Source organism: Rhodococcus sp. EPR-134 (assembly GCF_001647205.1).
GTDB classification, from domain to species: domain Bacteria; phylum Actinomycetota; class Actinomycetes; order Mycobacteriales; family Mycobacteriaceae; genus Rhodococcus_F; species Rhodococcus_F qingshengii.
Genome location: NZ_LVCT01000229.1, coordinates 1 through 22533 on the forward strand (window position 1 = coordinate 1; position 22533 = coordinate 22533).

The following is a 22533-nucleotide window of genomic DNA, read 5'->3' on the forward strand; positions in this document are numbered from 1 at the left end:
GCGCCGGGGCAGGCGGGATCCACGCCGGCTCAACACGGGCGAAGCCCTGGACTTTTGGAGGGTCGAAGAAATCGATCGAGGCAAGTTGCTCCGATTGCGCGCCGAGATGAAGGTCCCGGGCGGAGCATGGTTGGAGTTGCGAGTATCAGAAGGCCCAGCCGGTGCCGACGGACGGCCGGTGGGTTCCCACCTCGATCAACGCGCGGTCTTCTTCCCTCGCGGGCTCGCGGGTCGGGCGTACTGGTATTCGATCCTGCCTTTCCACGGAGTTGTCTTCCAGGGGATGATCACCAACATCACCGGTGCCGCCGAGCGTGAGATGGCTGCAGTGCAGGAAACGGGTGCAGTGCAGGAAGCGGGTGCAGTGCAGGAAACGGCTGGGGCGAAGGACACGGAAAGTGCCGCCGATTAATTGGTATGACTTCCGAACTTCGGCGCGTTATAGTGAATAGCCCCACGAAAGACGCGGGGCACACACGGGGCTGAACGGTTTCGACTGCGTGTGTTGAGTTAGGGGAAGCGTGTCGGTGCAGGCAAGAGACCACCGTAAGCGTCGCTGCAAACCTATAAGCGCCGATTCCAATCAGCGCGACTACGCTCTCGCTGCCTAAGTAGCGAAGCGTGTCTGTCAGCCCGGGGTTGCCCTCGACCCGGTTCCTGGCATCAGCTAGAGGGCTTTACTGTTCGGCTCGGTCACGGAGTCGAATGGGACATCAAACAGTGACTGGGATCGTCATCCTGGCTTGTTCGCGAGACTGGGAGATCCAAGTAGAGACTTAGCGAACTGCACACGGAGAAGCCCTAGCGATTCAACGTAGGACCCGGGTTCAATTCCCGGCAGCTCCACAAAGAGGCAGGTCAGACACTCGAAACAGGGTGTAGGGCCTGCCTCATTTTTTGTGCCCGAATCAGGTCACTGTCCACTTACGTTCCCCTTTCGCGACCTGGCTCCTTTCCTGAAACCGCAGCATCCAGCTCGTCCGCAGCAGCAGTATGCACCTTCCCTCTTGCGATCTTCTCGGGAGCCACAGGTGGAGGCGGCGTGGACGCCAGCGTCTGTTGTGGCGTTGGCTGTGTCGCACTCGACCAATGTTGACCGTCCCAGTAGCGGAGCTGCTGGTTGCTTTCGGGGGGGGATGCCAGCCGGGCCGGGTGTGGCTATTGTGATGCCTTCCAGCGGTGGTGTGGACGAGCGGACTACCTGAGATGCTCCGAGCAGGCCGCCCCGGTGCCCTTGGCTACCCACCTGGCTTGTGAATTCCTGAAGGAACCCTTCGTGTTCGAGTAGCTGGGCGGCGTCATATGGGCTGTTGCCGACATCGAGGAGGTCGCACATGGAATCGGCGAGGCCCCTCGCTTCCTGCTCAGATACTGCGGGTTGGCCGTTCGATGCATACATGTCGTTGACCTGGCGGACGTCAGATCCACTTGCGCGGAATTGCCTGGTTTTCGTTCTGCTGCCTCTGTTGTCGTGGAAGTTGGTTCAGCCGACACCGTCACCGTTTCCACGGAGGCTGCCCCGCCGTTACCGCAAGCGATAAGGCTGAATGTCGTTGCTGCGGTAGATAGAACCAAGGTGGTGCGTTTCATGGTGGTGCCTTTCAGTTAATCCAAGGTGAGTGTCCCCTTAGCTCGTCATCTATGTATGCGCGTCCGTCGTCCGTAGCCTGTCAGTCGTTGTACTCGCGTCCAAAGCACCCAGGGGTTTACCCACAGGTCGCAAAGGTCGTTCGCCGACGATGACTGTTTCCGGTCCCATCGCAAGGTTGGAGGCCTTTACCGTTGATCGTTAGGTCGAGTTAAGGATATTGAAATACCTTGGGGGGCAACGTAACTAATTCATTCAATGCTAGGATCTCCCAAGATGGTACCGTTCGGGCGGTATTGGTGTAGCCTGATTTATCGAACAAATATTCGAAGGTGGTTAACGTCGTGGCCGACAAGTCGTCGATCGAGTGGACTGAGGCAACATGGAACCCAGTGACTGGGTGTGACCGTGTTTCCGCTGGTTGCGACAACTGCTATGCCCTGACCCTGTCGAAACGACTAAAGGCAATGGGCGCCGCGAAATATCAAAATGACGGTAACCCCGTCACGTCGGGTCCAGGATTTGGCGTCACGGTTCATCCTTCGGCGCTTGACCAGCCTCGGAGGTGGCGCAACCCTCGGACTGTATTCGTGAACTCGATGAGCGATCTGTTTCATGCGAAGGTCCCGATCTCGTTCGTTCGCGATGTCTTCGATGTCATGCGGGAAACTCCGCAGCACACCTATCAGATTCTCACGAAGAGATCCCTACGTTTGAACCGATTCGCCGACAAGGTTGAGTGGCCAGACAACGTCTGGATGGGGGTATCCGTCGAAAACGCCGATCACCTTGACCGCGTTGACCATCTTCGGGACGTGCCGGCAGCGGTTCGGTTCCTGTCGTGTGAGCCACTTCTCGGTTCGCTGAAGGGTATAGATCTTGCTGGTATTGGGTGGGTCATCGCTGGTGGCGAGTCCGGCCCGAACTATCGACCAATGGAAATGTCTTGGGCGCGAGATATTCGTGATGCCTGCCAGGTAGATGAAGTCCCGTTTTTCTTCAAGCAGTGGGGCGGCCGAACGCCTAAGGCGCTCGGCCGCGAACTTGACGGCGAGCTTTGGGACGAGATGCCTCGGTGGAGGGTGGGGTAGCTACCGCTTGGGCCGGACGACCTTCAAGTTCTCAGTCTTTCCACCAACCCCAGTAGATGGAGTACGCCCCTGGCGGTGCAGAGACTTTATCGCCTTTCGGACGATCTTCTCTCCAACCGTTCCAATGTGTTCGCCGAAAACTAGAAACGGAAAATCGCCGACGATGAACTCGGACCGTTTTTCGAGGATTGACAGGATGTTCTTTTCGATGTCGGGGAGGGCTGCGTTCTCAGCGTCTTGTTGTGGTGTCGCGATAGAGAAGAAGCCCGGTTCGGCAAGTGCCTCATGGGCAATCCGGACGTCTTCCAAACTCTTGGCTGTTATGTCGGCGAAATGCCAAAACCCGCGAGGGCTTCGCGTCGCGTAGACCAGGCTGTAGATAGGCTTGTGTGAAGGCTTCCTGCGGACTGGTAGCGATGCGACACTGCAATTCGTGGCGGCTCCAAGGCGGTTGATGAATCCATCGACTACAGCTTCAACAGCCTCATCTGACGTGCCAGATAGGAAGTGCTCGCGCCACCAGTCGCCTCCGAGGGCAGTATCGAGCCTTTTCAGTGTTTTTTCGCTGCCTCTGGGGGAACTCACGTGACCGCCGATTCGGCGGATGGCTTCCCAGCTGAAGTTCATCAGTAGCTCCGTGGGGGGCCATTCGCCGGCTGCGGGTCGATTCATCGCGCTGACTACCATTTCGAATGGAAGCCCGACTCCACACGGATCAAGGAACAGGAATAGGGGCAGCCCATCAGCTTCAGTGACGGTGTTCTCGATCTTATCGACAATATCCCCGCGTTCACATTTGACGTTGACACCCTCTGCTGCAAATTTCTCTGCTGCGCTGTTTAGGTGTTCGTAGTTCGTCTTGTCCTTCTCGAAGAGACGCAGGATGTATTCTCCCTGAGCCTCAAGTGCGAATTCCATTAGCAGCCCAGCCGAACCGGCCTCGCCATTCTCGTAAAATCCGCGCCCAGCGTAGCCGTCGATGTATACTGCTCGACCATCCTTGGACGATGTGCGTGCGAGGTAGAGCGGTAGGTACCGTCGAATGATTCGGTGCTTCAGGATGCCAGGAAGACGGTTGTCACGCCAGTAATTATCGCCCGCTCCGACTGCCATTGTGTGCCCTTCGTTGATCGCGTGAGCGAATATGTCGTTCCCTCACGTGGCCATGATGAGGGGGTTGCGTTAAGTCTTCGGAATCATTGCATGTAAGCAAATTGGTGGCATCATCGGAATCGGCTCTTCGGTCGAAAGTCGCGATGTCTCGCGTCCAAGTCCGCTAGAGAGCATCGGTGGCACCCGAGATAGTCGGGTCACGGCATGCGAACCTGACCTGGACGAGGGTTAACCCGGCACGGGTCGTTCTTCCAGGCGGACGCTGGGGGTACCGACGCGCCAGACGCCGAACTGATCATGAAGAAACCCGAGTCGATCTACACGCTGTTGCCGGCGAGAGACTGACAGCATTCCCGTCCTCCGTGACGGTGGGGGATTCTGTGTTCGGGGGGAACTGGGGGAGTTGCGGGCCGCGTCTCGGGGATATGGATAAGTAGGCTGGCTGGTTTACGCCGAGGGCGGCATCGGTACTGACGATCCTATGGTGATCGCTAAGCATAAGTTTGTGATCCGTACGTTCCGTGAGTATGGCATCTAGCTTGGATCAGACGTCAATGGCCACCCGAGCCTGCCGCTAAGAGTTGGGGTGGCCATCGAACTCATTACTGTGGGCAGTGCGGTGAGACGATCCGTATCTTCGAATGTGCTCGCGCTGACCCGCAAACCGATCGCTGGTGCAATCGCATCTAACTAAACGAACCTGCGATTCCTGGGCTGCGAATAGTGGCGACTTACTGTCCACTTTCGCGGAAATTCCCAGGACGCACTCGACCGTAGGGTCCTGAACGCGAGCGATATAGGGCGCGATGGCCTGCGGATCATCGCAGATCAGGGGCCCAAAATCTTCCCTCTCCGAACTCACATTCGAATATCGGACGGAGAAACCCTAGCGATTCAACGTAGGACCCGGGTTCAATTCCCGGCAGCTCCACAACAGGTCGGGCCGGAGAGCACCCGCTCTCCGGCCCGACCTTTTTGCTGCCTTTTTGCTGCTGTCTTGCTGCGGCACGCTGCCGTGTGGCCCGGGCCTTCTTGCGATCAGGAGCCGAAGAATCCCAGGTCGACCGAGCCGACGAAGCCGGGAGCTTCCTTGGCCAGCGGCTTGCCGTCCAGATCGGCAGGCAATGCAACGCCCAGGCTCTGGAGGATTGTCGGGGTGATGTCGGCGATCGTGTACGAGTCTGTGTTCTTACCGGCCGCGTATCCCGAGCCGCGTGCTATGACGAATGTCGTTGCTTCCGCGGGTGTCTGACCGCCGTGCCCACCGGCGGGCTTGTGCCCGTGATCCGCAGTGACCAGTACAGTCCACTTCTCGCCGGTCTTTGCTGCGCGCTGATCGACGGCATCGACAATCTTGCCCACCTGAGCATCGACCGAGGCGATGGACTCTTCGTACGCAGCGCCGTTGGTGCCGCCGCTATGTCCCGCGCCGTCCACCTGATCGAGTTGGGTGAAGATCAGGTCAGGTCCCTTGTCTGTGATGTCGCGGGCGACGGCGTCTGCCGTCGCAGCGTCGGTGGCCGCTCCGGAACCTGCATCGGCCGTGGTGACGACAACGTCGGCTTTCGGTGTCCCACTGGAGGCGATGTTGTCGATGCCGCCCCAGGTGGAGATCGATTCGGTGAGGAGGGAGGGCTTTGCTGTTTCCAGCCGGGTGAAGACGCTCGGGTAGAGGTCGAAGCGGGCGCCCGCGTACGTGTTGTCCTTGACTCCGTGCTTGGTATCCCAGACTCCGGTCAGGATGGTCGACCACGACGGTCCGGAGATGGTGGTGTGGCCGAGGATGGAAGATTCTCCGCTGGTTCCTTCGGCGATCAGCTTCTGGAGACGGGGAGCGTCGGCGGTCTTGATGTGGCTGAGCATAGTGCCGTCGAGGCCGATGACAACTGTCTTCTCGGCGGCCGACGGATTGAGGTCGGACGATCCGGGAATTGCTGCAGCAGTTGCAGTTCCGGCAGCAACAGCGCCGGCGAGGAGGAGTGTGATAGCGGCTGCGGTGCGTGCGATTTTCTTGGTCACGCTAAGCATCTTGCGATAGGACTAGACCAATTGCACTACCTGGATGTGAGGGTTGTCCTGTTGTTCACGGCAGATTCAGATTGGACTAGACCAATGTTTCCTCAGGCGGCCCAACCGTCGAGGATGACGCTGACCGCGTGATCGAGGTGAAGGGGCTCGCCGTCCCATCTTGGGATGATCGCGTCGTCGGGTATGTCTCCGCGCAGTAGGCCATCAGCGAATCCCTCGGTCGGTGGTGCTGGGTCGATGACGTCACCATTGGCGTAAAGGAACTCGAACTTCTGCTCGCCGAGAGCAGTGATCGTGAACTGGCCGTCATGCAGCGCGCGGTGGCAGGTGCCGCACAGCATGATCAGATTGTCCAAGTCCGTATTTCCGCCGCGTCCCCAGAATTTCACGTGATGTGCGTGTAAGAAGCGAGTCCGCCCGCAACCCGGTGTGCGGCAACATCCGTCGCGGTAATTCAATGCCAGCATTTGTTTGGCGCTGACGACGCGGGTCCTTCGGCCCAGATTCAAAACGCATCCCTCCTTTGTCGTTCCCAGGCGAAGTTTCGCGTTGCAGAGCACTTCCTCGGCGGCACTTTGGGGGAGCGCGGGTCCACTCGGTACACGGACGGTGTTCGCTTCGTGGAAGAACACAACTTCGTTCGCGGCGGCCTTGGACGTGCGGTCTGTGACTGCGGCGGTGGCGAGCTCTGCCATCGCGACGAGTCCTGGTCCGATATTTCCGGCCGGGTTCTTTGTAGCCTTCTCGTCGACAGGGCGGATGGCAGCGGTTCGGGTGCGTTCACGTTCCGCCACCGCCAATGCTGCGAGGATTCGGGCGCCGTCCTGTGCGGGCAGGCGTCCTTTGATGACAAACTCGCCCGTATCCGAGTCCCAATGCCAGCGGACCTGAAGATGTTCGGGCGCTTTGCTTTTGCCGGATTCATTGTCGGTTGCTTTACGCAGACCTGCGGCGAGACGATCGATCTGGGCTGCGGGCGCCTCGCATCCGAACCGAACCATCTGCTTTTCGTTTGACGGCGTGGTGACCCGGGTGAGTGCGCGAACCTTCGAGTAGGACAGCCGGCCTTGCTCGAAGGCCTTCCGCATCTCGGGCAAAGGTCGGAGCGCTTTGGCGACGCGAACATATTCCCTGCCGGTGTGCAGGCTCATTCCACATTTCCACGACAGCCAGTGGGCGCATGAATGCAGTCCAGGGCCGGACCAGCCGCGGTCTTCGTCGAACTTCGACAGGAGGGTGAGGAATCGAGCCGTGGCCGCGGCGATCTGGCCGGCGAGAGCGCAGATTTCGGAGCCGAGTTGCTCTACGTCGCTTCGGGTGGAATCCGGCGTTTCTTCATTGATCAGTGCCGCGGTATCGGTCAGTTCTGCGGTATCGGTCAGTGCTGCGTTCATCGTTGCCCCCCCGGCGCGTGTCCGACAATGTTTCGAATGTACGTTCGATAATAGATGCCAGTACCGACACACATCCGTGGATGAGGACGGAAAGCGTCCCCGCGGGGACGTCTAACCGCTGCCGATCGAGTACTCGGCGTAGGTACCGACATCCTCGAAGCCGACGTTTCGATAGAGCTGTGCGCCGTCGCTGGACGCCTGAAGTACAGCGGTTCGGGCACCTCGCTCGCGGGCGATGTCGAGTGCGGCAAGGGTGACCGCCGAGCCGAATCCGCGTCGGCGCGCCGTTTCGAGTGTGACGACCCCATACAGTCCGGCGACGTCGGCGGCAAAATGGACCTCGGCTCCGGCGACAGGCTGGGAGTTCGCGTATCCCACGACAAACGAACTCCGCGAGCGCTCATAGAGGATGTCATCGGCGGTGTCTTCGAAGAAACGTATTACTGCGGTTGAGGGCGGCGACCAATTGGCGGCCATCACGGCGGCGTAGTCGGCGAGCTGCGAACGAGTCGTCACTCGCTGAACGCACAGTTCTGAGACAGGCGTTGGGCGTGGGACGACGTCCAAGTCTGCCGTCATCGCTCTTTCTTCCTCGGAGCGCACGCAGCCGAGGGCTGACAAGCGAGCACCGAGGTCAGAGGGCTTGTCGCGCGGACCCGTCCACCAGGAGAACGGACGACCGGTTGCTCGAAGCCACGCGAGTACGTCGAGTAGTCGTCGGTCTTCTTCCGGGCCTTCAGCAGCAGGTACAGCGAAGCGCGCACCAGCGATGATGTTGAAAGTGTCGTCGGTGAGGCCGCTGTCTGCGACGACAACATCTGCAGAGACCGTGACCGATCCCGTCGGCAAGTGTTCATGCAGGTGGCAAGCATGGGATACCAAGTTGGCGTCCATGGCGTCGAGGACATCGCCGACGAGTGCTTCACGATTCACAAAAGAAATTCTACGAACCCCATCCAAATGGTTTTCGGCTCCGAATGCCGTGTATGACGCCCAACCGACGGCAACAGCAGGACGGTGACCAGCACCTGGTGGTGCTAGTGCTGCCTGGAGGAAAGGTATCGAGCCATCGCCCGGCTCGCGCCTGGCATCTGTCCAACCTTCGGATGTGCCCGTTCACCGCTCAGCTTCGCCGCTCCGGTGTGAGAGCGGTGCAGGCTCGCTATCGGGTTCGTGGTTGGAACGGTGCCGAGCGCAGTCCGGTCGCCGACGCTCGAGCCGCACTCGACGCGATAACGAAACGTAATGCACAAGCTCGGGTGATTTTGCTGGGCCACTCGATGGGCGGACGGGTCGCCGCCGAACTGTGTGGCGATCCGGCGGTGGTCGGTGTGGTTGCGCTGGCGCCGTGGTGGCCCGATGGAACGTCGGTGAATCTGCGTTCGGACACACCACTGGTTGTGCTCCACGGCACGGCCGACTCGTGGACCGACCCGGCAGCGTCTCGTCGGAAAGTTGACGAACTGCAGAAGTCGGGTAAGAGCGCTGAATGGATCGGCATCGACGGCGCAGGCCACTTCATGCTCCGTCGGGCGGCGACCTGGCATCGCCTCGTCGCGGATGCAATCGCACGAATGAGTCGCGGGGTAGCCGCAACAAAGATGGGAGAACGACGATGAGTTCCGACAAGCGCAAGGTGGCCGTCGTCGGTAGTGGTGTCGCAGGTCTGACAGCGGCGTGGGTGCTCAGTAAGGACAGTGACGTCACCCTCTACGAAGCGGATTCACGGCTCGGCGGGCACGCGGACACCCATTCGGTCACCGACCCGGAAGGGCGAAGCCTCGCCATCGACACGGGGTTCATCGTTCACAACGATCGCACCTATCCGACATTGTTGCGATTGTTCGCAGAACTCGATGTGCCTACGCAGGAATCCGACATGAGTATGTCGGTCAGGTGTGGGGGTTGCGGTCTCGAGTACTCGGGAGGCCAAGGGTTGCGCGGCGTTCTCCCGACGCCGGGGCTCCTTGTCAACGGCAGCTTTCTGTCCATGTTGATGGAGGTCAAGCGCTTCCATCGCCGTGCCCGCGCCCTGCTCGACAACACGGATCCGTCGGCACCCGACCAGACACTGGGAGTGTTTCTGCGCAGCGGCCGGTTCTCCGACTACTTCACCGCTCACTTCATGACTCCGCTCGTGTCGGCAGTCTGGTCGTGTGATCCCGGCTCCGCGCTGAAGTATCCCGCGCGGTACCTGTTCTCGTTCCTCGATCACCACGGAATGCTGAGCGTCACTGGATCGCCGACCTGGCGAACAGTCACCGGTGGATCGGGCGAATACGTTCGTCTCGTCGCCAAAAGTATCGGGGATATCCGCCTCAACACGCCGGTGCGCGCAATCCACCGGTTCGATGATCGCGTCGACATTCGTGACGGCGACGACCAGATCCAGACCTTCGACGCAGCCGTGGTCGCAACGCATCCGCAGCAAGCGCTGAAGATTTTGGCGGATCCGACGCCTGTCGAATCCCAGGTCCTCGGCGCAATGCCGTACTCCGTCAACCACACCCAGCTTCACACCGACGAGAATGTGCTGCCCGGCAACACCAATGCGCGCGCGTCGTGGAACTACTACATCCCTGAATGCAACGCGAAGCCGGATCACGTTCTGGTCAGCTACGACATGACGAGGTTGCAGCGGCTCCCGGAGACCGGCCGGCGCTACCTGGTGACCTTGGGGGGAGGCGAAATGGTGTCCCCGGACTCGGTGATCGATCAGATGACCTACGAGCATCCGCAGTACACACCCACCTCCGTCGCCGCTCAAGCGCGGCTTCCCGAGTTGGACTCGGACGTGCTCGCGTTTGCCGGTGCGTACCACGGATGGGGCTTCCACGAGGACGGTGCACTCTCTGGCCTGCGCGCCGCCGAACGCGTCGGAGGTCGGTGGCCGTGACCGCACCCATCACGCCGTCCATCGTTCATACGAGCATTCGGCACGTTCGAACGGAGCCGTTGCACAACGAGTTCGAGTACCGAAGCTACAGTTGGCTCGTCGACGTCGACGATTTGCCCGAGCTTCCGAAGGCTTTGCGGCCCTTGGCGAAGTTCGACGCCGGGGATCACCTCGGCGACCCCACTCGATCGATTCGTGCCAACGTCGAGACTTTTCTGGCAACCAACGGATTGGAGTTCGCCGGCGGTCGCATCCTCATGCTTGCGAACGCGCGTGTGTTCGGCCATGTGTTCAACCCGCTGAGTGTGTTCTGGTGTCTGAACGACGACGGCAGTCAGCGGTGCGTCGTTGCCGAGGTTCACAACACCTACGGCGAGCGGCACTGCTACCTGCTCGAAACCGACGAACGTGGCGCGGTTCGCACGTCCAAAGAGTTCTACGTATCTCCGTTCAACGATCTGGACGGCGAGTACCGGATGCGACTTCCGCTACCCGACACCGCGCTCGCGCTCTCGATAGTTCTGGCCCGTGACGGCAAGGCGCCCTTCGTGGCCACGGTGTCCGGTCGTTGTGTGCCGGCGACGACGCGCGAGATCGTGCGCAGTGCGCTCGCCATCCCGCTGGCTCCGCTCCGAGTCGCCGCGCAGATCAGATTTCAAGGAATCCGGCTGTGGGCCAGGCGCTTACCCATCGTTCCCCGACCGCAACATCACCCGCAGGAGGCAGTGCAATGACCACAACCACTCTCGGCACCGAACCTTCCGCTCACACGATCGAAACCGAGCGGTGGCCGGGCGTCGCCACCGTGCCGAGCGGGCTCAAAGTGCGGGTTGCATCACCGGTTGCCCGCGCCCTGTTCCACAAGGCGGTCGCACGTTTGCCGCTGCGTGTCCAGATGCCCAACGGTGAGTTCTCCGGTGGCGGTAGCCCCGATTCGCCGTTGATGGTCATTCACCGCCCAGACGACTTCGCTGCTCGTGTGGGGGACAGTGGTTTGATCGGATTCGGCGAGTCTTACATGGCGGGCGATTGGGAAGCATCCGACCTCACTGCGGTCCTGGAAGTCTTCGCCTCCCGCGTGGCGACGCTCATTCCCGACTTCCTGCAGCGGCTACGAGGCCTCTACATTCCGAAGCAGCCTCGCAGTGAACGGAATTCGACGCAGAACACGCGCTCGAACATCTCCCGGCACTACGACCTCTCGAACGAGATGTTCGAACTGTTCCTCGACGACACCATGACGTATTCCAGTGCACTCTTCGAGGATCTGTCGGTAGGGGCGACCCCATCGTGGGACGTGCTCGCAGCGGCGCAGCATCGGAAGATCGATCGACTGCTGGATGGCGCAGGTGTCGGACCCGGTTCGCGAGTGCTCGAAATCGGCACAGGCTGGGGAGAATTGGCGATCCGAGCTGCCCAACGGGGAGCGACGGTGCGCTCGGTGACACTTTCGGTCGAACAGCAGGAATTGGCAGCGAAGCGGATAAGCGCTGCGGGACTGGCAGATCGCGTTCAGGTCGACCTTCTCGACTATCGGCAGGTACAGGGGGAGTACGACGCCGTTGTGTCGGTCGAGATGATCGAGGCCGTCGGCCACCAGTACTGGGGAAGCTACTTCCAGACGATCGACGCCCTGCTGGCGCCGGGTGGGCGCGCGGCGATCCAAGCCATCACGATGCCGCACGATCGAATGCTCGCGACCCGCAACACCTACACCTGGGTGCACAAGTACATCTTCCCCGGCGGATTTCTCCCGTCGGTGCGGGCGATCGAGGACGTCACCGAGCGCATGACAACCCTGCGGGTGCGTGAGCGGATGTCGATGGGCGATCACTACGCGCAGACGTTGCGACTGTGGGACGAGCGATTCAGCGCTCGCACCGACGAGGCGTCCGCGCTCGGGTTCGACGCAGTGTTCGCGCGCATGTGGCATTTCTATCTCTGCTACTCCGAGGCGGGGTTTCGGTCGGGGTATCTCGACGTCCAGCAAATTGTTCTCGATCGGAGGAACCAGCGATGACTGCCACAATGGATCGAACGACACAAGGTACCGGCGTTGCGGGTCGTCTCTCGGACATCCTCAGTCCACTTGTCGGCGGCGAACTTCCGGTGCGGTTGACTGCATGGGACGGCAGCACGGCAGGTCCGGAAGATGCTCCGAAAGTGACGCTCTACAGCCCGAACGTTTTGCGACGCTTGCTCTGGAATCCCGGCGAGTTGGGGGCTGCGCAGGCATATGTTCTCGGTGAACTCGACGTCGAGGGCGATCTAGGCGATGCACTCACACACGTGTGGAAGGTGTCTGCCGAGCGGGGGCTCGGGTCGATTACCCCGACACCCTCGCTTGTCCTGGCCGTGGTCAAGGCTGCGCGATCCTTCGGTGCTTTCGGGAGACCTTTGGCTCCGCCGGCGTCGCAGGCTCAGGTGAAGGGGCGCCTGCACAGCCTCGCCCGCGACCGCGAGGCGATCGGGCACCACTACGATTTGTCGAACGATTTCTACCAATTGATCCTCGATGAGAACATGGCGTACTCCTCGGGCTATTGGACTTCCGATGCACCGGACTACACGCTCGAAGACTCACAGACAGACAAGCTGGACCTGGTGTGCCGCAAGGTCGGTCTCGATCGAGCGCGAGGCTTGCGGTTTCTCGATGTCGGCTGTGGTTGGGGCTCGTTGAGCCTGCATGCAGCGCGGGAGTACGGTGCCAGGGTTGTCGGAATCACGATCTCGGCGGAGCAGAAGGCTTTTGTCGACGCGAAGGTCCGCGCGCTCGGTTTGGAAGACTGGGTCGAGATTCGCCTCCAAGATTATCGAGAGATTCCAGACGGTCCCTTCGATGCGGTCGCTTCCATCGAGATGGGTGAGCATGTCGGTGAGGACAACTATCCGACCTACGTGAAAGCGCTCCACGACAATGTTATTGCCGGTGGCCGTGTGCTGATTCAGCAGATGTCCCGCACTGGCCCGCACCCCGGGGGAGGTCCGTTCATCGAGTCGTTCATCGCGCCGGACATGTACATGCGGCCCGTCGGTCGCACTGTTGCGATGATCGAGGAAGGTGGACTCGAAGTGCGGGACGTCCACGCCCTGCGTGAGCACTACGTGCGGACCGTCGACGCGTGGATCGAGACCTTCGAATCGAACTGGGATCGCGTCGTGGAACTCGTAGGTGTCGAAGTCGCTCGGGTGTGGCGTCTCTACCTCGTCGGCGGAGGAATGGCATTTCGGGACGGCAGGATGGGCGTCGATCAGATTCTGTCGGTCCGGCCGCACGGTGATGGTCGATCGGGTATGGAACCGGTACGGCCGCAGTGGGTGTCGCGGCGATGAACGGATTCGACTGGGGCGCGTTCGGAGTGGTCACACTTACGAGTCTGCTGGCGATCGCCGTCGGAATGGCGGTGACAGCCACGATCGGTGTACGGATCGGGCGCCACAACGTTGTCGACGTGTCGTGGGGCGCCGGCTTCGTTCTGATCGCGCTCGTGTCCGCGATAGTGGGAACCGGCGACCTCTGGCGCCGGTTGCTGATGCTTGCGCTCGTGGCGATCTGGGGTCTGCGGTTGGCGACGCACATGGCGATTCGATCGCGTGGCAAAGGTGAAGACCCGCGGTACGAAGAAATGCTCGGACGAGCGACGGGTAATCGAACGCTGTATGCGATCCGCAAGATCTATCTCACGCAGGGGATTTCGTTGTGGTTCGTCTCCCTGCCGATCCAGGTCGCAGCAGTGTCGAACGGCAGCTTCGGACTTCTTGTCGTACTCGGAATCGCGCTGTGGATTGTCGGCGTCACGTTCGAGACGGTCGGCGACCGACAGATGGAGGAGTTCAAATCCGATCCGGGCAGCCGTGGCCACATCATGGATCAAGGTTTGTGGGCATGGACGCGGCATCCCAACTATTTCGGCGACGCGTGTGTCTGGTGGGGGATCTTCCTCGTCTCGGCGTCCGTGTGGCCGGGGGTGTTGACCGTCCTCTCACCGATCGCCATGACGTACTTCCTGGTCTTCGCCACCGGAGCGCGGTTGCTCGAGCGACACATGGAACAGCGTCCGGGCTATCGCGAGTATCAGCAGCGGACAAGTTACTTCATTCCTCGCCCGCCGAAAGCCCGCTCCGGGACGTAGGCTCTTTCGGGTGAGGCCAGAGCATGGGTGATCTGAAACTGCCGGCTGCGGTATGCGCGGTTGCCGTCGGCGGAGGGTTGGGCGCGCTCAGCCGCTACGGTCTGGGGGAGCTCTTTCCCCACATCTGGACGACGCTGGTCATCAACGTCGTCGGCTCGTTCGTTCTCGGTGTTCTCGCGGCCCTGCTCGTGCACAACAAGGTTGGGTACCTCTTTCTCGGCACAGGCTTCTGCGGCGGCTTCACCACCTTCTCGTCCTTCGCGGTTCACGCCGTGACGGAGAGTCCGTGGCGATCGATTCTCTATGTTCTCGGGACGTTGATTCCCGCGATCCTCGCTGCAGCACTGGGCAAAGGGCTCGGTGAACGCTGGATCCGCGCGCGGGACGGAGCGTCGGCATGACAGTTCTCCTGGTGGCGCTCGGCGGCGGCGCTGGTGCGAGTGGCCGGTACCTGTTGGCGCGGTATGTGCCCGCGTACAAGGGATTTCCGGCTGCGACGTTCGCCGCGAACGTGATCGGCTGCTTCCTCCTTGGATTGTTCACCGGGGCAGCTCTTTCCACCGCGATGGCCGCACTTCTGGCGACCGGCTTCTGCGGCGGCTTGTCCACCTATTCGACCTTCGCGACCGAGAACGTCGGGATGATCGAGAGGCGCCAGACGGCGCTTTCTCTGATCTACATCGTCCTCAGTCTGATCGTGGGACTGTCCGCTGCGTGGTTGGGAATCCAGATCACGGATTGACGGATCCGGCGCCGAGCGTGCACGCCACGCGGCCAGGGTAGACAATTGTCCACAGTCGCGTCGACACAGTGGTCGACCACCGGGCCGAGGGGGATTCGTGGCGCACGAACGAGCAGGACAAGTGGCTCTGCCAGAGGATCTGATCAATGTTCCTCATCTGGTCACCGCGTATTACACGCGCACTCCGGATCCCGAGAACCCGATGCAGCAGGTACTTTTCGGCACTTCAGGACATCGCGGTTCCAGTCTCGACTCGGCGTTCAACGAAGCTCATATCCTGGCGACAACCCAGGCGATCGTCGAGTACCGCGCTTCGCAGGGAATCGACGGCCCGCTGTTCATCGGCCGGGACACACATGCGCTCTCGGAGCCTGCCTGGCTGTCGGCCTTGGAGGTCCTGGTCGCCAACGACGTCGTCGTCCTCGTCGATTCACGCGACGCCTACACTCCTACCCCAGCTGTCAGTCACGCGATCTTGCGATACAACTCGACGGGTCCGGAGGCCAAGGCCGACGGCATCGTCGTGACACCGTCACACAATCCGCCGCGTGACGGTGGCTTCAAATACAACCCGCCGCACGGCGGGCCCGCGGACACGGATGCGACGTCGGTTATCGCCGATCGAGCGAACGAGCTTCTGCGCAAGGGGCTTTCCGGGGTACGGCGTGTGACGGCGGCACAAGCGCTGGACCGCGTCGAACGCTACGACTTCCTCCGCTACTACGTCGAAGACCTCCCCAGTGTCCTCGACCTCGACGCGATCCGCGATGCCGGAATCAGGATCGGTGCAGACCCCCTCGGCGGGGCAAGCGTCGACTACTGGGGCGCGATCGCCGAAACTCATCGACTGGACCTCGAAGTGGTGAATCCACTCGTCGATCCGACCTGGCGGTTCATGACGCTCGACACTGACGGCAAGATCCGCATGGACTGCTCGTCGCCCGACGCGATGGCGTCGCTGATCGGGATTCGGGATCGCTACGACATCGCGACCGGAAACGATGCGGACTCCGACCGCCACGGCATCGTCACTCCCGACGGCGGTTTGATGAACCCGAATCACTATCTGGCCGTTGCCATCGAGTACCTGTTCGCGAACCGGCCAGGTTGGGGCGCAGATACCAAGGTCGGCAAGACCCTCGTGAGTTCCTCGATGATCGACCGTGTCGTGAGCAGCCTGGGCCGCGATTTGCTCGAGGTTCCGGTCGGGTTCAAGTGGTTCGTTCCCGGATTGCTCGACGGGTCTGTGGGATTCGGCGGCGAGGAAAGCGCCGGCGCGTCCTTCCTCCGACACGACGGTTCCGTCTGGACGACGGACAAGGACGGCATCATCCTTGCGTTGCTCGCGTCGGAAATCACCGCGGTGACGGGAAAGTCTCCGTCAGCGCACTACGCCGCGTTGGCCGAGAAGTTCGGGAGCCCGGCGTACGCACGTATCGATGCGCCCGCGACACGCGCACAGAAGGCAGTCTTGGCAAAACTGTCTCCCGACCAGGTGAGTGCAACCGAGCTGGCGGGTGAACCGATCACCGCGACACTGACTGCCGCGCCCGGAAACGGCGCGGCGATCGGTGGTCTCAAGGTGACGACGGAGAACGCGTGGTTTGCAGCGAGGCCGTCCGGCACGGAGGACGTGTACAAGATCTATGCCGAGTCGATGAAGGGCGCCGATCATCTGGCTCAGGTTCAGGCAGCGGCCAAGGACTTGGTGTCCGGCGTCTTGAAGGCGAACTAGCCCGCGGACCGCTCATGTCGCCCGGCTAGAATTCCGGGCGACATGAAAACTCGTGCAGCCAAGCTGCCACAGGAAATTTGGGTACTGGTAGCCGCCAGCTTCGTCATCGCCCTCGGATTCGGGTTGGTCGCCCCGGCACTACCTCAGTTCGCGCGCAGCTTCGACGTATCGGTCACCGCCGCCACGATCGTGATCTCGTCTTTCGCTTTCATGCGATTGGTGTTCGCGCCGATGAGCGGCACTTTGGTACAGAAACTCGGTGAGCGGCCGGTCTACATCGTCGGCCTTCTCATCGTCGCGGTCTCGACCGGTGCGTGCGCTTTCGCGGGGGAGTACTGGCAACTTCTGCTGTTCCGGTCGTTGGGTGGCATCGGGTCGACCATGTTCACCGTGTCGGCTCTCGGGCTGATCATTCGCATGTCACCGTCGGACAGTCGCGGCCGCGTGTCGGGTCTGTACGCGACAAGCTTTCTCATGGGATCGATCGGCGGCCCGCTGGTCGGCGGAGCGCTGTTGCAGTTCGGTCTGCGGATGCCGTTCATCATCTACGCAATTGCGTTGGTGATCGCCGCGCTCGTTGTCTTCGTGAGCCTGCGTGGATCTCATTTGGCGTCACCGGACAAGGCTGTCGATGTGAAGTCGATGACTCTCACAGAAGGCCTCCAGTCTCCGGTGTACCGGGCAGCGCTCGGATCGAATCTCGCCTTCGGCGGCGTGATCTTCGGAGTTCGCGTTGCCATGGTTCCCCTGTTCGTCGTCGAGTTCCTCGGCCGAGACCCCTCGATTGCGGCCTACGCCCTGACGATCTTCGCCGTCGGCAATGCGTTGGTGTTGATCGTCTCCGGACGACTCTCCGACCGCTTCGGACGCAAGCCCTTTGTCGTGAGCGGTCTGCTCATCTGTGGTCTGGGAACCATCGCAATGGGATTCACCGACAACCTCGTGGTGTTCTTCGCCATCGCCGCAGTGACTGGTGTCGGCTCCGGGCTCATGAGTCCGGCCCAGCAGGCCGCGGTTGCCGATGTTGTCGGATCGACGGCCCGAGGCGGACCCGTTCTGGCGGTATTCCAGATGATGTCCGACATCGGTGGGGTAGTGGCGCCGATTTGTGCCGGGCTGATCGCCCAACATGTTTCGTACTCGGCGGCCTTCGCAGTGATGGGAGCCGTCGTTGTCGTGTCGGCGACGGGGTGGCTGTTCGTCCCGTCGCGAACGAAGCCTGTCGAATCCGTTGTAGAAGATCTGACTGATGTGACGGTGCTAACGGATACTCCTGCGCGGACAAACCTGGACTGACCGGGCATTCTGTACTCTCGATCGGGTGGCAATTCGCATCGTGAGTCTTGTGGCCCGATTGGGTTTGGCGGCCGTCTGGCTGATTTCCGGGGGACTCAAGTTCTTTGATCCCGTTCAGACGAAGATCGCGGTGCGCGCCTATCAACTATTGCCCGAGTCACTGGTGGGTCCGGTGGCGACGGCTCTTCCCCTGGTCGAAATAGTCCTGGGCCTGCTGATCCTCGTCGGGTTGGCGGTGCGAGCATACGCTGCAGTCGCGGTGGTCATCCTCACGGTTCTCATTGCGGTGATCATTTCGGTGTGGGCCAGGGGATTGTCCATCGACTGCGGATGTTTCGGCGGCGGAGGTGCAGCCGACGTCGGCGCTTGGGACTATTCGAAGGAGATTCTCCGCGACCTGGGCTTCTTGGCACTTGCCGTCTGGCTGCTCGTGTTCCCGCGTTCGCCACTCGCATTGGGGCCCGGATCACGCGCGGCGTTCTCAGTGGATACTCAGTCTTCAGTGGCAAGGTAAGCAATCGGTAAATCGTTTCGACGCACGAAGGACTGCATCAGCGTGAGCACCAAGAGCAGCAAGAACAAATACTCGCCGGAACCGGTCTCGAGCCGCTCCACCTACATCATCGGTGGCCTCGCGGTGCTCGTGATCGCGGCCCTCGTCATCGGCGGTGTCTTGTGGACGAACAGCAAGAACAAGCCCCAGAACGACGGCTACGGCTCCGTGCAGAGTTCCGAAGTTGCCGTCACGGTGCAGGACAACGGAGTGGTGCTGCTCGGCAAGCCCTCCGCCGCGACAACCATTGATCTCTTCGAGGATCCGCTGTGCCCCGCCTGTGCCGCTCTCGAACACCTCAGTGGCCAGGCTCTCGCGGCCGCTGTCGACAACGGTGACGTCGCCGTGCGATACCACATGCTGAACTTCCTCAACCGGGCGTCGGGCAGCGGTGACTACTCCACACGGGCCGGCGCCGCTCTGCTCTGCGTCGCTCAGGGTGGTGACGCGATTGCGTACTCCGCATTCCACAACAAGCTTTTCGCGACCGACACGCAGCCTGCCGAGGGCGGCAGCAGCGACCACACCAACGACGACCTCGCCCAGATCGCTCGTGATGCGGGCGCATCCGAGGACGTGGCAACCTGCATCTCTTCCGGTACCAACGTCGAAGCCGCCGCGGCCAATGCCACGGCCGCCAGCCAGGCGCTCAAGGATGTCGGGTCGAACGGGACGCCCACGGTTGTGGCGAACGGCAAGATCGTTGACACAGGCAGCAGCGACTGGGTTTCCAAGCTCTCCTCTTGAGCTGGAGCGGCCGCTTCGACAAGGAGCGGCCGCTTCGCTTTGACCAGGCGATTTGTTGCCCACGAGTCAAGTGGTGTAACTTTCTTCCAGCAAGCGGAAAGCAGAACAGCCGCTGCGAGTTCGACTGTTAGAGCGAACTGAATACGGGGCTATGGCGCAGCTGGTAGCGCACCACACTGGCAGTGTGGGGGTCAGGGGTTCGAGTCCCCTTAGCTCCACCCAATACAAATGCTCTGCACCATTGGTGCAGAGCATTTGTTGTTTTCGAGCCAGTGTTGTGTTGTCGACCCTGTGTTTTTCGAGTCTCTATTGCATGCAGCACAGTTCTGCCTAGATGTGTCGACCGCCATAACGCCAGGGCGTCAATGTTCAATAACGTCCGCGATGAGGCCTGATCATCCCGTGCATTCTCAGCATGGGGACCGTTGGCGGAACGGAGAACCATGAGTGCACACGTGGTGATAATCGGGGCAGGATATGCGGGCGGCATGGCAGCGAAGCGACTGCTGAGAACTCGGTCGGACATCACGGTGACCGTCGTGAATCCGCGCCCACACTTCGTGCAAAGAATCAGGCTCCATCAGATGATCGCGGCTGGCTACGACGCGACGGTCTCGTTCGACAGGGCGCTACCGCGTGCGGCACACCGAGTCTTCGGAGAGGTGACGACGATCGAGGCGGGGCTCGGCAGGCTTACCCTCGACGACGGCAGTGTGCTCGACTACGACTATCTGGTCTACGCAGTCGGAAGTGGGCAGTTACCCAGCACTATCGGCGGGGCGGCGGAGCACGGGTTCAGCGTCTCCGAATTCGAGGACGCGGTTCGCCTCGAATCCAGACTGGCGACACTCGACGGGAAGGCTACGGTCTGCGTTGTCGGCGGCGGTCTCACCGGAATCGAGACTGCCGCAGAATTGGCTGAGCAGCGAAGCAGCCGAATCACTTTGGTGACCGGAGGAATCGTGGCCCCGGATCTGTCAGAGCGTGCGCGATCTGCAATTCTCAGAACATTGACCGATCTTGGGGTCGACATCGTCACCGAATCCCGGGTGACGCGGATCGACGGTTCGTCCTGCGAGCTTGCGGGAGGCGCACGGGTGGAGGCAGATTGCACGATTCTCGCGACAGAATTCGGGGTCCCCGATCTGGCGCGCCGAAGTGGCCTTCCCGTCGACGGTCTCGGTCGTCTGAAGGTCGACGACCGACTCGAATGCTCGTCCCACCCCAACATCGTCGGTGCGGGTGATGCGGTCGCAGTCGGTGATCTTTTACTGAGGATGAGTTGTCAGGCCGCGATTCCCTTGGGAGTCCATGCGGCCGAGACGATCCTGCATCGACTCGAAGGTTCCGCGCCGCGCCCGGTGGCTCCGAAGTTCGCAGGCCGGTGCATCAGTCTCGGGAGGCGGCGAGGTGTGTTCCAGCGGACCACTCGTGTCGACAACGCAACGGGCATGTTCGTCGCAGGCAGGGCGGGTGCGTTCGTCAAGGAACGAGTGTGTTCGTCGACGACCGACTGGGCCCTCACTCCGCGCCGCTCTTTCTTCTACAGCTGGGCATGAGGAGCGCTGGTCACGCTCGATCACAGACTCGATCGATGATCGCCGCAGTCTTGCGGACGTACGGTTGGCGGACGACGTCTTCGTGGCACGCGTCGACGTCGTCGAAATCCAGTGAGCCCGTGGCAATGAGTGACCAGATCTCGCGTCCACGGTTGTTGGTGGCCCCACGGATCAAGGTGACGGGCGCGGCGCATGCTCGTATCCGATGCTTCCGGAGCGCCTGGCCTCCTATGTAGAGGAACACGGTCCACTGGGTGGCCGGCGGGTACTGCAGAATGCCGGCGAACAGCGTGCGGATCCACATGGCCGCGACGGTGCGTCTGGTCGGCTTCCAGCGGGCATTGGTGGATGGTTGTGGTGCAAGGTCGACGATCGACGGATCCAAAGTGATGCCCGCTCGACCAGCCAGTCGTGCGGCAGCCTCGGTGGAGATTCTGGTGTCGAGAACGGTGACGTGTTCGACAGTGTCACCTGACTCGGACAGCTGTGTCGCCATTTCCAGCGCCACGTAGCCGCCGTACGAGTATCCGGCGAGGAGGTATGGCCCGGTGGGCTGAATCTTCTTGATTTCGAAAATGAAACGGCGGGCGCTTGCTTTCACCGACCGGTCGGGTAGTCCGCGAGATTCGAAGCCATGTGGCTGAAGTGCGTAAACCGGCCGATCGGTGTGAAGCGCTTTCGACAAGGCGGACAGCGTCGTCGATGGGCACCCCGCTCCGTTCATGATGAACAGCGGTCGCCCGGGGCCTTCGAGCTTCAGTGGCACCATCGTGTTGTGACAGACGCGATCATCGGGATCGATTCTGCGCCGATCCACCAGCGCTGCAAGGTCTTTGACGGTACTGGCGGCCGCGAACTCCGCCGCCGTGATCCGGATCCGGAACATGTCGTGAATCTTTGCCACCACTTCGGTTGAAGCAAGCGAATCGCCGCCGAGTTCGAAGAAGTCGTCCTCACGGTCGATGGAGTCGATACCGAGAATCGACTCCCAGATCGAGGACAACCACAATTCGGCGGGCCCGGCGAGAGTCGGTGGAGTGGACCGCACCTCGACGGAGGGCAGCGCTGTTCGATCGACCTTTCCTCTTTCGTTGCGGGGCAACGCCGGCATCAGAACAAAATGTCGGGGGAGCATCCAGGCCGGCAGATATGTCGCCAATTCGCGCCGCATCTCGGCGCCCGACCGTGCCATCACGGCTTTGGTCAGGACCACGTAGGCGACGATCTCCGGTCGATCGTTCTCGAGGACGACGGCCACGAAAACATCGGCGACGCCTGGAATTCGACGAATATGCGCCTCGACTTCCATCGGCTCCACCAGGTAGCCCCGAATCTTGACGGCGTCGTCGACGCGTCCCCGCAGTTGCAGTTCTCCGCGTTCGTCGATGCGGCCCCGGTCACCGGTCCGGTAGATGCTCACTCCGTCGCCCAGTCGCGTGAATCGTGTTGCAGTTCGATCCGGGTCGCCGTGGTATCCGTCGGCAAGATCACTGGAGACAACCTGAATCTCTCCGATCTCTCCGTCGGGGAGAGGCACGCCGTTCACATCGACGATCTGTACGTCCTTGCCGTCGCGAGCACGTCCGGCCGGTACCACTCCGACGGGTAGTTCGGAATGTGGTGGGAACGCGTTGTACGCGACGACACCGGTCTCGGTG

21 protein-coding genes, 1 tRNA gene and 1 other RNA gene are annotated in these 22533 nt (G+C 61.4%); 17 read left to right on the forward strand and 6 right to left on the reverse strand.

The window, feature by feature from the left end:
• On the forward strand, positions 1–412 hold a 412-nt coding region (locus tag A2J01_RS10025), incomplete at its 5' end, for a DUF2867 domain-containing protein (RefSeq protein WP_156519232.1).
• A gap of 66 nt (positions 413–478) precedes the next feature.
• Positions 479–849: a transfer-messenger RNA gene (ssrA, locus tag A2J01_RS10030) on the forward strand.
• 75 nt (positions 850–924) lie between these two features.
• Here the strand turns inward: ssrA and A2J01_RS37435 are convergent.
• On the reverse strand, positions 925–1143 hold the full coding sequence (locus A2J01_RS37435; RefSeq protein ID WP_156519234.1) for a DUF2510 domain-containing protein: 219 nt from the start codon (positions 1141–1143) through the stop codon (positions 925–927).
• A 789-nt stretch (positions 1144–1932) separates the two neighbouring features.
• Between A2J01_RS37435 and A2J01_RS10035 the strand changes: the two genes are divergently transcribed.
• Complete coding sequence (locus A2J01_RS10035) at positions 1933–2679, forward strand: DUF5131 family protein (protein ID WP_064112632.1); 747 nt, start codon at positions 1933–1935, stop codon at positions 2677–2679.
• On the opposite strand, the gene tcmP is transcribed toward A2J01_RS10035, so the two are convergent.
• The 4 genes from tcmP to A2J01_RS10055 all read right to left on the reverse strand — a co-directional run bounded on the left by tcmP (position 2680) and on the right by A2J01_RS10055 (position 8147).
• Complete coding sequence (tcmP, locus tag A2J01_RS10040) at positions 2680–3792, reverse strand: three-Cys-motif partner protein TcmP (RefSeq protein ID WP_064112625.1); 1113 nt, start codon at positions 3790–3792, stop codon at positions 2680–2682.
• A 1038-nt stretch (positions 3793–4830) separates the two neighbouring features.
• Positions 4831–5820 (reverse strand): alkaline phosphatase family protein, encoded by a 990-nt coding sequence (locus tag A2J01_RS10045; protein ID WP_442971559.1) that lies wholly within the window; start codon positions 5818–5820, stop codon positions 4831–4833.
• A 92-nt stretch (positions 5821–5912) separates the two neighbouring features.
• The gene (locus tag A2J01_RS10050; RefSeq protein ID WP_042450071.1) at positions 5913–7214 is read right to left on the reverse strand and encodes an HNH endonuclease signature motif containing protein; all 1302 of its coding nucleotides are present in this window, start codon (positions 7212–7214) and stop codon (positions 5913–5915) included.
• A 111-nt stretch (positions 7215–7325) separates the two neighbouring features.
• Positions 7326–8147 carry a GNAT family N-acetyltransferase gene (locus A2J01_RS10055; protein ID WP_082900834.1) on the reverse strand — a complete coding sequence of 274 codons (822 nt, stop codon included), beginning with the start codon at positions 8145–8147 and terminating at the stop codon, positions 7326–7328.
• A gap of 53 nt (positions 8148–8200) precedes the next feature.
• Here A2J01_RS10055 and A2J01_RS10060 point away from each other — a divergent pair, with 53 nt between their 5' ends.
• The 14 genes from A2J01_RS10060 (at position 8201) to A2J01_RS10125 (ending at position 20875) form a co-directional block, all read left to right on the forward strand.
• Positions 8201–8833, forward strand: a complete 633-nt coding sequence (locus A2J01_RS10060; protein ID WP_064112627.1) for an alpha/beta fold hydrolase — start codon at positions 8201–8203, stop codon at positions 8831–8833.
• Positions 8830–10110: an NAD(P)/FAD-dependent oxidoreductase gene (locus A2J01_RS10065; RefSeq protein WP_042924499.1), complete on the forward strand. Its 1281-nt coding sequence runs from the start codon at positions 8830–8832 to the stop codon at positions 10108–10110. Before A2J01_RS10060 ends, A2J01_RS10065 begins: the two co-directional genes overlap by 4 nt.
• Complete coding sequence (locus tag A2J01_RS10070; protein ID WP_042450068.1) at positions 10101–10844, forward strand: DUF1365 domain-containing protein; 744 nt, start codon at positions 10101–10103, stop codon at positions 10842–10844. Before A2J01_RS10065 ends, A2J01_RS10070 begins: the two co-directional genes overlap by 10 nt.
• Positions 10841–12130, forward strand: coding sequence for an SAM-dependent methyltransferase (locus A2J01_RS10075; protein WP_003942339.1), 1290 nt, complete (start codon positions 10841–10843; stop codon positions 12128–12130). Before A2J01_RS10070 ends, A2J01_RS10075 begins: the two co-directional genes overlap by 4 nt.
• Positions 12127–13443 (forward strand): SAM-dependent methyltransferase, encoded by a 1317-nt coding sequence (locus tag A2J01_RS10080; RefSeq protein ID WP_054187609.1) that lies wholly within the window; start codon positions 12127–12129, stop codon positions 13441–13443. Before A2J01_RS10075 ends, A2J01_RS10080 begins: the two co-directional genes overlap by 4 nt.
• Entirely contained in the window at positions 13440–14243 is an 804-nt protein-coding gene (locus tag A2J01_RS10085; protein WP_037130102.1) for a DUF1295 domain-containing protein, read from the forward strand. The genes A2J01_RS10080 and A2J01_RS10085 overlap by 4 nt, the downstream gene beginning before the upstream one ends.
• Positions 14244–14266: 23 nt before the next feature.
• Positions 14267–14644: a fluoride efflux transporter FluC gene (locus A2J01_RS10090; protein ID WP_007731302.1), complete on the forward strand. Its 378-nt coding sequence runs from the start codon at positions 14267–14269 to the stop codon at positions 14642–14644.
• The gene (crcB, locus tag A2J01_RS10095) at positions 14641–14985 is read left to right on the forward strand and encodes a fluoride efflux transporter CrcB (RefSeq protein WP_064112628.1); all 345 of its coding nucleotides are present in this window, start codon (positions 14641–14643) and stop codon (positions 14983–14985) included. Before A2J01_RS10090 ends, crcB begins: the two co-directional genes overlap by 4 nt.
• A gap of 97 nt (positions 14986–15082) precedes the next feature.
• Positions 15083–16720, forward strand: coding sequence for a phosphoglucomutase (alpha-D-glucose-1,6-bisphosphate-dependent) (pgm, locus tag A2J01_RS10100; protein ID WP_064112629.1), 1638 nt, complete (start codon positions 15083–15085; stop codon positions 16718–16720).
• A gap of 42 nt (positions 16721–16762) precedes the next feature.
• Positions 16763–18016, forward strand: a complete 1254-nt coding sequence (locus tag A2J01_RS10105) for an MFS transporter (RefSeq protein ID WP_003942326.1) — start codon at positions 16763–16765, stop codon at positions 18014–18016.
• Between the two features lie 25 nt (positions 18017–18041).
• Complete coding sequence (locus tag A2J01_RS10110) at positions 18042–18530, forward strand: MauE/DoxX family redox-associated membrane protein (RefSeq protein ID WP_064112630.1); 489 nt, start codon at positions 18042–18044, stop codon at positions 18528–18530.
• Positions 18531–18572: 42 nt separating this feature from the next.
• A complete protein-coding gene (locus A2J01_RS10115; protein WP_054827383.1) occupies positions 18573–19316 on the forward strand; it encodes a DsbA family protein in 744 nt (247 codons plus the stop codon).
• Between the two features lie 145 nt (positions 19317–19461).
• Positions 19462–19534, forward strand: a tRNA-Ala gene (locus A2J01_RS10120).
• A gap of 225 nt (positions 19535–19759) precedes the next feature.
• Complete coding sequence (locus A2J01_RS10125) at positions 19760–20875, forward strand: NAD(P)/FAD-dependent oxidoreductase (protein WP_082900835.1); 1116 nt, start codon at positions 19760–19762, stop codon at positions 20873–20875.
• Between the two features lie 10 nt (positions 20876–20885).
• On the opposite strand, the gene A2J01_RS10130 is transcribed toward A2J01_RS10125, so the two are convergent.
• On the reverse strand, positions 20886–22533 hold a 1648-nt coding region (locus tag A2J01_RS10130; protein WP_156519233.1), incomplete at its 5' end, for an alpha/beta fold hydrolase.

What these genes read in the sequence shown, in the direction of transcription:
- tcmP (WP_064112625.1), bottom strand. Translation starts at nt 3,792, where the DNA reads ATGGCAGTCGGAGCGGGCGATAATTACTGGCGTGACAACCGTCTTCCT.
- A2J01_RS10045 (WP_442971559.1), bottom strand. Translation starts at nt 5,820, where the DNA reads ATGCTTAGCGTGACCAAGAAAATCGCACGCACCGCAGCCGCTATCACA.
- A2J01_RS10050 (WP_042450071.1), bottom strand. Translation starts at nt 7,214, where the DNA reads ATGAACGCAGCACTGACCGATACCGCAGAACTGACCGATACCGCGGCA.
- A2J01_RS10060 (WP_064112627.1), top strand. Translation starts at nt 8,201, where the DNA reads ATGACGCCCAACCGACGGCAACAGCAGGACGGTGACCAGCACCTGGTG.
- A2J01_RS10065 (WP_042924499.1), top strand. Translation starts at nt 8,830, where the DNA reads ATGAGTTCCGACAAGCGCAAGGTGGCCGTCGTCGGTAGTGGTGTCGCA.
- A2J01_RS10075 (WP_003942339.1), top strand. Translation starts at nt 10,841, where the DNA reads ATGACCACAACCACTCTCGGCACCGAACCTTCCGCTCACACGATCGAA.
- A2J01_RS10080 (WP_054187609.1), top strand. Translation starts at nt 12,127, where the DNA reads ATGACTGCCACAATGGATCGAACGACACAAGGTACCGGCGTTGCGGGT.
- A2J01_RS10085 (WP_037130102.1), top strand. Translation starts at nt 13,440, where the DNA reads ATGAACGGATTCGACTGGGGCGCGTTCGGAGTGGTCACACTTACGAGT.
- A2J01_RS10090 (WP_007731302.1), top strand. Translation starts at nt 14,267, where the DNA reads ATGGGTGATCTGAAACTGCCGGCTGCGGTATGCGCGGTTGCCGTCGGC.
- crcB (WP_064112628.1), top strand. Translation starts at nt 14,641, where the DNA reads ATGACAGTTCTCCTGGTGGCGCTCGGCGGCGGCGCTGGTGCGAGTGGC.
- A2J01_RS10105 (WP_003942326.1), top strand. Translation starts at nt 16,763, where the DNA reads ATGAAAACTCGTGCAGCCAAGCTGCCACAGGAAATTTGGGTACTGGTA.
- A2J01_RS10125 (WP_082900835.1), top strand. Translation starts at nt 19,760, where the DNA reads ATGAGTGCACACGTGGTGATAATCGGGGCAGGATATGCGGGCGGCATG.